General features: G+C 58.9%; 5 protein-coding genes. 2 read left to right on the forward strand and 3 right to left on the reverse strand.

What is annotated here, in order from left to right:
- Positions 1-448: 448 nt before the first annotated feature.
- Both IRZ24_RS09440 and IRZ24_RS09445 read right to left on the reverse strand, forming a co-directional pair.
- On the reverse strand, positions 449-2,116 hold the full coding sequence (locus IRZ24_RS09440) for a choice-of-anchor D domain-containing protein (RefSeq protein ID WP_297163040.1): 1,668 nt from the start codon (positions 2,114-2,116) through the stop codon (positions 449-451).
- 803 nt (positions 2,117-2,919) lie between these two features.
- A complete protein-coding gene (locus IRZ24_RS09445; RefSeq protein ID WP_297163043.1) occupies positions 2,920-3,942 on the reverse strand; it encodes a hypothetical protein in 1,023 nt (340 codons plus the stop codon).
- Between the two features lie 508 nt (positions 3,943-4,450).
- On the opposite strand from IRZ24_RS09445, the gene mutL reads away from it, so the two are divergent.
- Together mutL and priA are read left to right on the forward strand one after the other, a co-directional pair.
- Positions 4,451-6,565: a DNA mismatch repair endonuclease MutL gene (mutL, locus tag IRZ24_RS09450; RefSeq protein ID WP_297163047.1), complete on the forward strand. Its 2,115-nt coding sequence runs from the start codon at positions 4,451-4,453 to the stop codon at positions 6,563-6,565.
- Positions 6,565-9,174 (forward strand): primosomal protein N', encoded by a 2,610-nt coding sequence (gene priA, locus IRZ24_RS09455; protein WP_297163051.1) that lies wholly within the window; start codon positions 6,565-6,567, stop codon positions 9,172-9,174. Before mutL ends, priA begins: the two co-directional genes overlap by 1 nt.
- A 23-nt stretch (positions 9,175-9,197) precedes the next feature.
- Here priA and IRZ24_RS09460 read toward each other — a convergent pair whose 3' ends face one another.
- Positions 9,198-12,392: a HEAT repeat domain-containing protein gene (locus IRZ24_RS09460; RefSeq protein WP_297163054.1), complete on the reverse strand. Its 3,195-nt coding sequence runs from the start codon at positions 12,390-12,392 to the stop codon at positions 9,198-9,200.
- Positions 12,393-12,894 lie beyond the last annotated feature (502 nt).

Consider the following 12,894-nt stretch of genomic DNA (forward strand, 5'->3'; position numbering starts at 1 on the left):
AGACTGCTACGCGGTCCGTGCCACAGAGACCGTTACCGTGGCAATTCGCGAATTTCCAGAGACCACAGTAAACTGGGACATCGTGCTCAAGCGCCGGGTAGCGCACATTATCGCCTTCAGGAACCTCAACCTTGATTTTCTCACGCACAAACGTAATCGTTGGCACGATAAATTCCTCCGTAGGAATGGTGCTGGCTCTCTAGGTGCTCCCTCGCAGGGACCAGCCAGCCAGTCAGCAAAGCAGACCCACCAACTGTCACGACAGCCAGGCCAGCAAGAGAAAGGGAGGCGAGGGTCGCCCGGGGCATCTATCTCAGATCACACTGCGCCTGGTCTTGCTCTAACCCTTGCCTCTTGTCTGCCTGTCTATCTATCTACCCGCCTCCGCCTGATCTGGATTATTCCTCTCTGCGCCGGCTTTTGACCGGTAGTCAACCGATCAGGAGCGCTACAGGTCTGTTGCTGCTGTGCCTGGTGAGAGTGTAGCATAGAGCACCAGGGCTAGCAAGGGCAGAGAGTCAGGAGATAGGCCACCTCGTCCCAGCCTGAACTGATCGGCGGCTCTGGCAGACCGAAGCCTTAAATCACTGCTATGAGGGCAAGTATCTGCACCAATGGTCACGGTCTGCTCCTCTGGCAGGCTACTATGCATCACATCGAAGATCAGAATCGTTGGCGCGACCGTAATAGTCGGCGACGCCGGCGCGGTGACTGTCAGAACAATCCTAATTTCCTGCTCAACTGAGCCGGCACTAAAGGTAAGGCGACCCTGGTAGGTGCCTGGGGCGAGACCAGTCGTATCAATCTGCACAGTTACCGTAGCCCGTGCCCCGGGGGCCAGCGTGCCTGCGGTTGGCATGGCTCCTAGCCAGCGCTCATTGTCGCTGGTCCTGCTGGTCAGAGACCAGCCCACGGCGAGACCGCCGTTGTTGGAGAGCTCAAGAGTTTGTGGAGGAGGATTCTGACCCTGCGTCGCTATGAAGCTAAGGGTAGAAGGCGCCACGGTTAGTCGACCAGGAGCTACAACGTGTAGCCTCACCGTTAGCTGCGGTTCCTCTCCTGAAAATCCTGCGCTGTGAAAGAGTACCGTTCCCTGGTAGTCCCCTGCGGGCAAGGCCGCTGGTGAGACCGTCACACTGAGCGTGCTACTGGCTCCTGCCGCCAGGTGACCACTGGCCGGCGTTACTTGCAGCCAGTTCGCGCCAGCATTCGTCTTGACGCTGCTGCTCCAGTCGAGCGCCTGCTGACTATGATTCTGGAGGACGACCGCCTGCCCGATTGGAGCCTGGATATCGCTGCTCACTGTATAGCTTAAGCTGGCAGGCGCGAGGCTTAGGCTATTCAGCTCGGTAACAGAACCCAGAACCGTCATGGTGACGGTCAAGATCTGCGCCGATGCTCTCCCTCCGCCAGACTGTTGGGTAAAGGTCACATGGGCGCTATAATTGCCAGCAGCCAGCTCTCCACGTTGAGCGATCAGGGTGACTACCTCGCTCCCGATGAAGCTGCCACGCGCTGGGTCCACATGCAGCCAGGAACGATCACTGCTCGCCTGCCAGTGTAGCTGACCACCGCCAGCGTTGAGTAAAGTAATCGCCAGCCGCGTCGTTGTTCCAGGAAGATCCGCTCCCAGATCAACCCGATAGTCAGAGAGCTTCAGCAGCGGCGGGGTCGTCACCGGTGCCAACACCGTAATCGTGGTTGAGATGCTCAACAATTGCGTTTCATCTACCACAAAGAGCTGATGCTTTCCCGGTTGCCAATCAGGAGTAATAGTCATCTGAAGAGCAAAAGCGCCGATCTCGTTGGCTAGCATATGGAGTGGCTGGCCGTGGGCATCGCGCAGGGCGATGGCTCCATCGCGCTGCAAGGTAAGCTGATCACCCGCGCCAAATCCCTTGCCCACCAGCGTCAGGCTCTCATAAATGTGCAACTGACGCGGAAGCACAGTGAGCGAAGGCGCAAGCGTTGCAGCCGACCAGCGGCGCGAGAAAAACAGATAGGTAAGGGCCAGGCTGATCGTCAGCATCATAAGAAAGAGCACTAGCAAGAAGCGTAGCAGTGGGTTGCCCCGCCTCTGAGGTGCTACAGTCAGGTATCCAGCGTCCTGACTCATCTGAGCACTGCCTGGGCGCTGCGTCTGGGCCAGCGGAGGCAGAACCTCCTGAGCCTGCAGCAGCATCGGCTGTGGCTCAGGGTTTCCTCCCCGCACTCTGCGAGCGGCTAATCTTTGGGGAGCGCGTTGCTCGCTGATAGAAGGTGGCGGTACCGAAAACGGACTAGAGAAATAAGGCTGATCCTCGGGATGCAAGCCGGCATGGTATCCAGCCGACTGAGGAGAAGCCGGGAGTATAGAGCGCCGCGATGATCTGCCCCCTGCCTTTGGCGCAGCCAAAGGCGCAAAAGTATGCCCGCAGTAGCGGCAAATGCGGGCATGAGAAGGTACCAGTTTATGACAATGACGGCAACGCTTGGTTCGCATCGGCGTGTCCTACCCTCTGCCTCTGACCTAGCTGCCCATCGACATGGCTGGAGGCGCTGGCTTGACCAATCAGCTCACTCCATCGCTCGTGATACGACTCTCGGCTACTCTGAGACCGGGCTGTTAGAGAGGGAAAGGCTGCATGCTCTCTACTGAGATAGACGTCAGACCTTGCCTAACATCCAGAGAAGGAGCAGGACCGATCATAGTGTATCATAAATTGTCACCATGAGCACGGTAGTCCTTGAAAGTGAGCGCTGACCAGACTGGCCATGCGGCAAGTAGGGTAGACAATAGCTACCGAAGCGATCCCAGCATAGGGGGAACAGCAGACCTGGCGTGATGAGGAAAGCCTATGAAACAGGTTGGCTTCAGGCAGGGAGAAGAACAGGGCCACGAGGGGTGCACCACAGCCCTCGTAGATCCCTGGGAGCGGCTTACTGCTCGTCACTCTCGCCGGCAGGAGCAACCAGAGCAAGTAGCTCCTCTTCAAGTTGACGCCAGACAAGAGCTTCAGCCTGGCTGATGTCCAGTAGATGACGCTGACGGTTTGCCTCGCTCATGAGTTGAGCTGTGCGACGGCGTAAGCTGGCGAGCAAAGGCTTTTGCACCTCCAGCGGCGGTAGTCTGTATAGCTGAATTAGCTCAACAGGATAGAATTCATCAGGCTCAAAGGCAAGGAGCAGCAAATTCGTGTACTTGTGCAGGAGAGCAAGCCGCTCCTCCGCCAGCAGTTGCTGTCGACTACTCACCGCCAGCAAGCAGCCAGCAACGCGGCGCGCGCGGACAATCGGACAGGCAACCGCCGCAAGAGCCTCGTCTTGCACCAATGGCTCTACCCCGGGAGTCGGAATCACGAACGGAGCTTGTGCCGGTACCTGGAAGATGACCGTACGGGCGATAGAGACTGCGTGGCCCGCCAGGGATTCGCTGCCATAGAAGCAGGCTTCACCCTGTGAACTGAATTGCCAGCGTCGGCTGTCATTGGTCAGCGCAATGCGCAGACTGCGCACGCGCCCACCGCGTGAGGGCGGCATGCAGCGCACTATGAGTAGACTCAATCCCTGCCGCCGCGAATCAAGGTGAATGCTGGCTTGCTGCAGCACCAGGTTACTGACTACCCATGTGCGCAATGGCTCTGGTACCTTCAATGCGGCATTCAAAACACGATCATAAAAGACAGGAGCGATCTCCTGAGCCTCACTACAGTGAGCTGCGCCCTGGCCTCCGCGGCTGAGCAGGGCAAATTCCCGCGCTACCTGTTCTAACAGCCCCTGATGATGGTGTGGTAATGCACAAAAGAGACGATAGAGAGCATATGGACAGGGAGATTCTTCGCCGGAGACCCAGCGCGCCAGAGTGGTGGAGGAAATGCCTGCTGCTTCTAACAAGCGCATTTGCTCTTGAGGATTGTCTTCGAGACTGCTCAGGATTTCATGCCATCGTTGAGGCTCGTACATTCTTCCTTCCTTGGACCCTCTCAATAGCTACACACCGCTCCTCACCTAACTATAGCACGCCCCTCTGACCTCGGCCATTAAAATTCCGTTAAAATTACGATCGATACATCTTTTATCTATATCGAGCGTATATAAATAGTTATATCCCCTTTAGGAGAGATAATCAGCAGGGAATCAGCGGCAGTTGAGACCCAAAAAGGCTAGTCAAGGTCGATAGGCATGCGGGGCCATCAGTGGACGAATCCCGCTGCCAGCCGAGAGCGAGGGCCAGATTATGAACTGCGCCCAAGGCCGTCCTATGGTATAATCAGTCAAGTACGAACAATCGTTCTTAACCCTCCCTAGCTTCGTTGCCTGGGAGTGGAAGCAGGGAGAGCGACGACAGCAAGCTGCTATCGATAGCTGGCGTTTGCTGACCTGGCTGAGACTGGAAGAGAAGGCGTGGAGCGGTGGGGGGAGCACCATGTTTCTCCCTGCTCGCTTCAACAGCGAAGGAAGAGTTTGCCCTATGCCGATTCGCCAATTGGCCCCGGAAGTCGCAGCCAAGATTGCCGCTGGCGAGGTGGTAGAGCGCCCCGCCTCGGTCGTCAAGGAACTAATCGAGAATAGCATTGATGCTGGTGCCACGCAAATCCGTGTTGATCTGATTCACGGTGGTTTGCAACTGATACGAGTCAGCGACAACGGCTGCGGCATCCCTGCTGAGGAGCTGCCCTTAGCCCTGGCGCGTCATGCGACCAGTAAAGTCAGTACTATTGAGGATCTAGAGCGCATTCGCTCGTTAGGTTTTCGTGGTGAGGCGCTAGCAAGCATCGCTGCGGTGGCGGAGGTGGTCTTGATCAGCCGTCCGCGCGGGGCGATGCACAGTGCTCAGGTCAGTGCCTGCAACGGCCAGATTTCGTCCGTTAGTCCTGCTGCCTCGCCCGAGGGCACTATTGTCACGGTGCGTAATCTGTTTAGCGCCGTGCCAGCGCGTCTGAAGTTTCTGAAAAGCCGTCAGACAGAGGTCAGTCATTGCTTGCATTTGCTTCAGCAGTATGCCCTTGCCTATCCCGAGATCCGCTTTACTGTGACCAGTGAGGGGCGCGAGGTCTTTACGACTCCGGGCGATGGCCAACTGGCGACGGTACTGGTGCAGATGTATGGCCCAGCCGTGGCCCGGCAGATGGTGCCGCTCAGCAGTGCAGCGGGTGAAGACGCTGAGCGTCCGCTCATCAGCGGCTATGTCAGCCGACCCACATGTTATAAGAGTACACGCCAGTATCTCTCGTTCTTTGTCAATCGTCGCTGGGTGCATAGCCGTCTGCTCATTGCTGCCGTCGAAGAAGCCTATCGGACCCTCCTCCTCAGCGGGCGTCATCCGCTCGCCGTCATCAACATCCAGGTGGACCCCGCTCAGATCGATGTCAATGTTCACCCAGCGAAGACGGAGATTCGCTTTCTGCGCGAGCGCCGTATTTACGCCGAGCTGATGCGGGCAGTACGTCGCGCTTTGCTGGAGGAGGCGGAGGTGCCAAGCTGGCAGTCAGGCCAGCGTTCCACAACGCTCACCCTGCCCAGCGACAATCTACCCGTCACTCCGGCGGTTTCCCCCCAGGAGCCTTACCAGCCTCGGGTGGAGAGGAGTGCCACGGATCAAGAGCAGGCCGAGCCATTAGCGCCAACCGCGCTACAGAAGCAGGAGGAGCGGGACAGGACTCCGATCTCTGAAGCTGAGCGAGAGACCGAGGCCGAGCGCCCCGCTAGCCTTGGCCTGCGCCATGCCTTTCCTCTTGATAATCCCTGGCTGACAGTGAGCGAGGAAGAAGGCGAGCTACGGGCAACGCAACAGTCGCGTCTCTGGCAGAGTTACAGGCGTCCGCGGCCAGGCACGCTTTCCCAGCCGGGGCCTTCCCTGACAGCCATTCCCGTTCCCTCTGAGTCCCCCGGGCGGGAGGAGAGAGAGAAGGGTGAGCCGGCGAAGGCGCAACCGCAGGTAACTGTTCCCCCCTTAGACGAAGTCGCGTGCGCGGCTCAGCCCGACTCTCATCAGGTGCACAGCCATTTTCCTGAACTGCGCGTCATCGGGCAGTTGCTCCAGAGCTATATCGTAGCTGAAGGACGTGACGGCCTCTATCTGATAGACCAGCATGCTGCCCATGAGCGCATTATCCTGGAACGTATGCTAGCCGCACGTCAAGAGCAGACCTCGCTGGCGCAGATGCTCCTGACTCCTTTGCGCCTTGACCTCTCTCCGGCTGAGCTAGAGGCTGTCGAAGAACATCTTGAGGGGCTGCGTAGCCTTGGCTTCGAGCTGGAGATAGGCGATCATGGGCAAGTAGTCGCGCGGGCTGTGCCGTCTGTGCTCGCCAAGCAGCTCAGTGCGCGTTCTCTACAGGAGTTGCTCCGCGAGTTAACTGCTCCCGAGCATGATGGCTATAGCCAGACCTGGGAGGAGCATGCCCTGGCCAACATCGCTTGTAAGGCGGCCATTAAGGCCAACTATTTTCTGACCAGCAGCGAGATGCGGGAGCTAGTCGAGCAGCTCGCCCGAACGCGTGCACCGTTTAGCTGCTGTCATGGCCGACCGACGACTATCCATTTTAGTGCTGCCGCTCTAGAACGCGAATTCGGGAGGCGCTAGTGTTTGCTAAAGTCCTGACCGTGGCTGCCAGTTGGCAGGGTGAGCGACCTCTGTTGACCTATGCGGTGCCGCCGGAGCTAACCGGGCAGCTTCAGCCGGGTCAGTTGGTGGCCGTGCCTTATGGCGAACGCCTGGTGGAGGGTCTCATTTGGCAGCTAGAGGAGAGCTGCAGGTCTAGCGTTCCTGACCCGAACACCCTGCGTCCACTGCAGGCGTTGCTTGATCCGCAGCCAGTGCTCTTGCCTCATCAGCGTGCCCTGGCGGAGTGGATGGCCGAGTACTATGTGACCTCGCTTGCGCTAGTTGTTCAGCTCATGCTCCCGCCTGGCTTACTGCAGGGGTCGCGTGCTGTCCTGACCCTGGCAAGTCGGGAGCCACAGGGGACGGCCTCGCTACCGCTCCAGGCCCTGATTGGCCTGCTGCTGGATGAAAAAGAGATCGATGTGGCTCGCTTACGGAGCATGCTGGGTCCGACGCGCGCCCGTGCCTTACTCAAGGAAGCCGAGGCCAGTGGCGTGATTGCGCGTGTCTCCCGTCTAGAGGAGCCGCGCCTGCGTCCGCGGCGACAGCGCGCTGTCCGGCTGCTCCTGCAAGGTGAGGAGCTGGCTGCCTGGAAACGTCAACTGGAGGCCTCTCTGCCCCAGCAGGCAGTGCTCGCTCCTAGGCCTGGCAGCGCTTTGGAGCTGCTGCGTCCCGCCTCTGCCCTGCGCCGGAGTACGCGCACATCGCGCTCTCTGCCGCTGGAGGAAGCTGCCGCTGCCGCGATCCCCGGCACGATGGCGAAAGCGCAGCCCAATGCGGAGGCCATACGCGCCTTGCGTGCTCTGGCGGCCATCGACTTGTTAGAGCACAGTCCCCCCGAGGTGCTCTGGACACCGAGCCGTCTGGCGCGCGCTAGCGGACTCACCCAGGCCCAGCTACAGCAGCTCGTTGCTGAAGGGGTGCTCGCTATTGAAGAAAACGTAGAAGTGCGACGGGACCCATTGCGGGACCGCCCTATTCTCCCTAGTGCTCCGCTGCCGCTTACACCCGCCCAGGAGGCTGCTCTAAATGCGATTCTGGCTCCCGAGGCGGCTCAGAAGCCCCTACTACTGCACGGCGTCACCGGCAGTGGCAAAACTGAGGTCTACCTGCAGGCCCTGGCGGCCCTTATTGCTCGCGGCAAAAAGGGTCTGGTGCTTGTTCCCGAGATTGCGATCACAGCCCAGGCCGTCCAGCGTATCGCTGGGCGCTTCCCCGGCAAAGTAGCTATTATTCACAGTGCCCTCAGTGCAGGAGAGCGCTATGATGAATGGCGGCGCATTCGCGCTGGTCAGGTCGATGTCGTGCTCGGCTCGCGCTCTGCCCTCTTCGCGCCCTTACCGGACCTAGGCATCATCATTCTGGATGAAGAGCACGAGGCCGCCTACAAACAGGAGGAGCGTCGACCAACCTACCATGCACGTGAAGTAGCCTGCGCCCTTGGGCGCCTCCTTGGTATTCCTGTAGTCCTTGGCAGTGCTACCCCTTCCGTCACCAGCTTCTATCGTGCTCAGCAGGGAGTATATCGCCTTCTGGAGCTTCCCGAACGCATCGGGGCCCCTCTACCGCCGGTGGAGGTCATCGACCTGCGCAGCGAACTGCATGCCGGCAACACTAGCATTCTCAGCCGGCGCCTGCACAGCGAATTAGAGCGGGTCCTTGCCCAACGCCAGCAGGCTATCCTCTATCTCAACCGCCGCGGAGCGGCTAGCTGTGTCCTCTGTCGCGAGTGCGGCTACGTGGCCATGTGCGAGCACTGTGATGTTCCACTGACCTATCACGCCACTGAGCGTATCCTCCTTTGCCACTATTGCAATCTCCAACGCCCTGTCTTGACGCGCTGCCCTCACTGCGACAGCCACGGCTTGCGCTACTTCGGCATCGGCACCGAAAAAGTGGAACAGACCATTCAGCAAGCCTTTCCTCAAGCCCGGCTGCTGCGCTGGGACCGAGATACAGCGCGCACGCGCCGCGCCCATGAGCAGCTCCTGGATCGCTTTGCCAATCACGAAGCCGACATTCTGATCGGCACCCAAATGATTGCTAAGGGCCTTGATCTGCCTAGAGTGACTCTGGTAGGCGTCGTTGCTGCCGACATTGCGCTCATGCTACCAGATTTCGCTGCCACCGAGCGCGCCTTTACCCTCCTCACCCAGGTTGCGGGCCGCGCCGGACGCGGCAGCGAGTCAGGGCTAGTCATCATCCAGACCTTCAACCCTGAGCATTTCGCCATCGAAACCGCCTCTCGCCACGCCTACCACGAATTCTACGCTGCCGAGATTGCCCTACGTCAGCGCTATGGCTACCCCCCTTTCCGCCAGTTCGTCAAATTCACCTATAGCCACCCTAACCGCCGCCAGGCTCAGAATGCGGCTCTGCTCCTGCGCGAGCAGCTCGATCGCGCGATCGCAGAACTGAGATTAGAGGAGACTGACATTGTGGGACCAGCACCAGCAGTCATGGAGCGCATCCGCGACGAATTCCGCTGGCAAATGATCGCCCGTGGCCCCGACCTGCGCCCCCTGCTGCGCGCCATCGCCATTCCTCCCGGCTGGCACGTCGACATCGATCCAATAAGCACGATGTAAAGGAACCAGTCTGGTCTCGGCCATCAGGGAATGGCCTCGATACGCACACAGCCTTGACCCGGCACCAGGCGCACCCCCAAACGCCGGCTGATTTTCCAAAGCGCCTCATAGACCGCATCGGCGATCTCCACGTCCTGTAACAGGCCAGTCAGGGTCTGCAGTGTCTCCTGGTCCTGGGCAAGCTGCCCAAGTGCCTCTGCCAGAGCACGGCGCAGATACTTGTCTTCCTCCTCGCGAGAGAGCAGGCGCAGCAGCTCAGGCACAATCGAGCGCTCGCCCAGTTGGCCGAGCGTATGTGCGATCGTGCAGCGTACCGGTAGCTCGACCTCCTCATCGCTCAGCAGAGCCAGCAAGGAAGGTCCGACGCTGCGCTCCCCCAGATTGCCTAACGTACGGGCGATCGCTTCCCGCATCCAGGAGCCGCGCCGCCGATCGGCTAGCAGCGTCAGTAAGTGTGGAACCACCCAGCGCTCCCCCAGATGCCCTAAAGCTCCAGCAATGGCCTCGCGGACCGGCAGCTCAACCTCTTCATTGGCCAGCAACTCAAGCAACAAGGGAATGACCGTACGTTCTCCTAAATAACCTAGAGCTACCGCGATAGCATGACGCACCGAGCGATCGATATATTCATTTTCAAGCAGGCTTAAGAGCTGCGGAATCAAGCCACGCTCTCCTAAACGGGCCAGAGATGCCGCAATGGCATGGCGCAGCGGCAGCGGAAAGCGCTCATTGGCCAATAAACGCAGGAGCTGAGGGGCCACGGAGCGCTCACCAAGCTGACCCAGCGCAGCTACCAGGGTATGACGCAGCGAGAGAGGTAGGCGCTCATCAGCGAGCAGCCCCAGGAGCTGAGGGGCCACGGAGCGCTCACCAAGCTGACCTAGCGTAGCCCCGATAGCGTCCCGCACCGAAGGATCAACCTGCTCATCAGTGAGTAGACGCAGAAGCTCGGGCGCGATGGAACGCTCGCCAAGATAGCCTAGAGCATGAGCACTAGCATAGCGTACCGAGGGATCGATTCCCTCGTCAGCCAGCAATCGCAGCAGATGAGGCACAATGGTACGCTCTCCCATACGGCCCAGGGCATTGGCAATAGCATAACGCACTGAGGCATCGATCTGCTCATCGATTAGCAAATGCACCAGTGGCAGGGCCAGCGAGCGCTCGCCGAGGCGCCCGAGGGCATCAGCAATAGCATGACGCACCAGAACATCAACGCTCTCATCAGCCAGCAAATGCAGCAGGCCCATATTGACCCACTCACCGCCAATCTCCGCCAGAACCTCCGCACTGTTACGTCGGTCAAGAGGATAGGGGGTCGCTGTCAGTAAGGCAAAGAGCCGGCTGATCACCTCCTGACGCAGCCCGCTTTCCCGCATCGCCGGACGCATGGCCAGGCAACGCCCAGCCAGCAGCAGATTAGTGTGGAAGAGATCATCGCTAGAGCGCCGCCGTCCACCACTGCCAAGCAGGTGCTGAAGCAATGGACTGATGTCGCTCACGCGTCCTGCGTAAAGGAGAATCACCTCTTCCCACCAGGGATTACCGCGGTGCTTAATCAGCTCCAGCAGTTTCCCATGTTCGACTGCATAAAGAGCTGTAAGATATTCTTGTAGCGTGAGGTGTAAAAAACCGTACCAGCCGCGAGCCTGCTCCTTCAGGAGAGTGTGCTGCCCAATGATCTCGCTAAAAATGGCCTGACTCTGCTCAGCATTGAGACCGATCGTTGGCAGGAAGCGAGCAATTTCTTGCAACAATTCGTCTTCGGGAAAATAGCGCTGACCACGGCAATGAAAATGCCAGGCAATAGCTTCAAGTAACTGCAGTTTGTGCTCTGGTAAAAACTGGCTATGCCGGCGAATATCGCGGCTGCTGTCCCAGCGGGTCAGCAGAGTCTCCACGCAGCGCCGATAGAGTTCCACGCGTCGATCAGGCAGATCTAACTGCTCTTCGTAGAGCAGAACGATCAATGAGAGGAGCAACGGGTTACCTGCCAGAGCCTGCACGCGAGGACTACGCTCCAGGCGATAGATGAGATCATTGGCTGCCTCAGGACGGAGATGCGAGCCGGTCAGAGCTAACCAGCGCCGAATGAACTGGCGAATATCTTCGGGACGAAAGTCGAGTACCTCCAGCTCGCGAAAGCCAGTGAGGCGACTGCGCTGATGATAGCCGGCCTTGCGAGCCGTCACGACGATTGGCACCTGGGGGTAGCGAGTGGCCAGCTCTACGATCATCATGACAACTGCACGATAGGTCGACTCGGCCTCCTCTTTACTGGGACCGGTCAGCGTCTCATCAAGGGCATCGAGTAAAAGCAAGGCCTTGCCTTCTTGTAAGCGCACGCCCATTAAAGCCAGAGCTATAGAGCGAGGAATCCGATAGCGCTCTTCCCATGTCCTCGCTGCAAATTGGATAATATCACTATTGTGAGGAGTAGAGCTAGCGGAGACAAGAGCATTCAGCTCGACAAAGATAGGGAGATCAGGCAACCCTTCGAGCTGGCCCGAGAGGGAGCGCAAGGCCAAATACTTGAGCAGCGTAGTCTTACCAGCGCCGGGGTCACCCAGCACCACGCTACGACGATAGCGGCGGACGGCTTCATCCGGGTCAAGCGTCGAGGAGGCCTGCTTATCGCCATAGCGATGGCTGTTACGGCAGAGATCGCTCAAATCACCGCTGAGCAAGCGCCCGTAGCGCTCCTCATCGAGGTGATAACCTGGGCGCGTCTCTTCGTGAAGACGCACCCGGATGTAAAGGTCGAGCAGATTGATCGGCAGATTCATGTCAAGGATCTGGAGGTGGGTCAGGCGCGGATCACTACGCAGACCAGCACGGTACTGCTCTAGTGCCTGGCGCAGACAGCGGGAGGAAAGCCGTTGACGCCAGGCAATGGCCTCTTCTTCGCTCTGAGACGTGCGCAAGCGTCCGAGATAGAGATTAACGGCAGCCGGGATGGCTGCAGCCAGCACAGCCCCCGTTAAAGAAATCAGAGCCACCACAATGGGGGTATTTTCCCACCACGGACTGGCACCAGTGGCAGGGGAAGCCGTGAGTAGACCCAGCGTAATCAGCCCTGGTATGAGGCGAGCATTGGCCTGCCGTTCAGGCCACTCAAAGAAGAAGCCGGGTAGGGCGACCAGCGTCCAGCCACAGATTGCCAGAGCTGGGACTGTCGCGCTCATCCTTGCCAGAAGGCAAAGCCTGCGGGTGCGCATACCATCCTCTTTTCTTGGCTGCCGTGCTCTGGATGCGAGCAGATGCGGCCTTCTGGGAAAGACCGTCAGCCCGATGTAAGCTTTGGCGAGCATCGCTACATCACCACCTCATTGTCTGTCCATATCGGTGAACAGGACAAACAAGACAGTAGTGCGGAGTGACTGAGCATTGTTTCCAGTAATGAGGAGAGATAGACGGGAGCGGCATAGGAATGAAAAAGCAGATGCTGTCCTCCGACCGGACAGAGGACATAAGGCCTGCCCGCGGAGGGCAATCAGCCCCGTATTTCTCTCCTCTCGCCTCGCCTCGCTACGCTGCCTCCCTTACCAGGGGGCGGCCCAGCAGACTCGTACGCAACATCACGAGAAGCCTCTTGAAAAACGGATCGCCCTCTTTGGCAGCTCTGGGGGGTACCTCCTGGTCTCTCTGCGCCCTCTGAAAAGAGGATAGTTGTTAGTTTGTTATCTGTCAAAATAATTCCGCTATATGGAACTACTAGCC

Origin of the sequence: Thermogemmatispora sp. (genome assembly GCF_019683755.1) — a bacterium.
Taxonomy (GTDB): Bacteria; Chloroflexota; Ktedonobacteria; order Ktedonobacterales; family Ktedonobacteraceae; genus Thermogemmatispora.